This window comes from Methylobacterium sp. J-030 (assembly GCF_022829545.1).
Classification (GTDB): domain Bacteria; phylum Pseudomonadota; class Alphaproteobacteria; order Rhizobiales; family Beijerinckiaceae; genus Methylobacterium.
Genome location: NZ_JAKSYM010000079.1, coordinates 1 through 1244, shown reverse-complemented (window position 1 = coordinate 1244; position 1244 = coordinate 1). Strand labels below are relative to the sequence as shown.

The window sequence follows — 1244 nt, the reverse complement described above, 5'->3', positions numbered from 1 at the left end:
CAGCAAGGCCGCGGCAGCGGCACCGTCCCCCGTGGGCAGCCAGAGTGGCGGCGGTATGGCCGGAGGGGCCGGCGCGGGTTCGGGCGGGGGCGCCAAGCCGCCGTTCGACTGGGCCGACATCGGCCCCGGCAGCCTCGTGCTAGCCCAGGGCGATGACGAGGACGCCTACTATGCCGCCACGGTCGTGGCCACGAAGGCCGACGACCACTTCGTCCTGACCTGGGCCGACTACCCCGATTACCCCGAGTTCAGCCGCCCCCGCCGCGCCCTTGGCCTGCTACATCCCGCAACCCCGACGCGCGGGCGCTGAGCCAGGCCTGCGATCCCGGCGCCATGTCGCCACGGCGTTTCGCGACCCACCGCGGCCGTCGCGCCGCGGTACCGCTCGACCCTCACTCACAGGAGAGACTTCATGTCAGATCGGATGATTGATCACACTGCGGCCCCCCGCGCACTCTCGCGCCTGCCTATCAGCGGCGCGGCCGTGCCCGACCTTGGGCGCGCGCTCGCCAGCGTGCTCGATCTCAGCGCCTGCGAGCTGGAGGCGGTGCTGAGCGCGGCTGAGGCGCAGCGTCCGGGGGTACGACAGGCGCTGGGTGCTGCCTTCGCGGCCGAGGCGCACCGTTTGGCCGACCTATCCCGACGCGCCTTCGCCGCGGCCGATCGCTTGGCCGCCCATGTCACGTCGGTGGAGTGAGGCCATGGCCGATCGCACCGCGCGCTCAGAACAAAACACGAACGAGCTGGATCGCCGGACCCATTCGCGTGATGGCGAGCCGCCGGCCGGAGGCGACGGCGCAGTTCGCATCGCGGCGCTGAACGACGCCCTCCGGCGCAGCTTCGTCGGCGGCCATGTGATCGAGACGCCCGGCGTACGCGTGCTGCCCAAGGCCGAACGCATCGCCCTGCTGCTGGCCGTGCGCCGCTTCGACAACTTCGACGGCGACAACGATCCGCACGGCGAGCACGATTTCGGCGCGGTCGCGGTCGGCGCCCAGCGCTGTTTCTGGAAGATCGATGCCTACGACCGCGATCTGCGCGGGCACTCACCCGACCCAGCCAACCCGGCGGTGACGACGCGTGTCCTGACCCTCATGCTGGCCGAGGAGTACTGACGTGAGCGGGCGCAGGCTATCGGCCGCTCGCGTGCCGACGCTTGGCCCCTGGCTCGTGCGCGGCGAAGCCGAGGCCGACGATACCCCCGCGGTGCGGATGCTCGGTGTCGAGCCCGCGACGGAAGAACG

General features: G+C 71.8%; 2 protein-coding genes and 1 pseudogene. All 3 read left to right on the top strand.

What is annotated here, in order from left to right:
• Positions 1-310: pseudogene (locus MKK75_RS04070) on the top strand (hypothetical protein); the annotation flags it as partial.
• 102 nt (positions 311-412) lie between these two features.
• Positions 413-697 carry a hypothetical protein gene (locus tag MKK75_RS04065; RefSeq protein WP_244041351.1) on the top strand — a complete coding sequence of 95 codons (285 nt, stop codon included), beginning with the start codon at positions 413-415 and terminating at the stop codon, positions 695-697.
• Positions 698-701: 4 nt separating this feature from the next.
• Entirely contained in the window at positions 702-1115 is a 414-nt protein-coding gene (locus tag MKK75_RS04060) for a DUF3768 domain-containing protein (RefSeq protein WP_244041350.1), read from the top strand.
• Positions 1116-1244 lie beyond the last annotated feature (129 nt).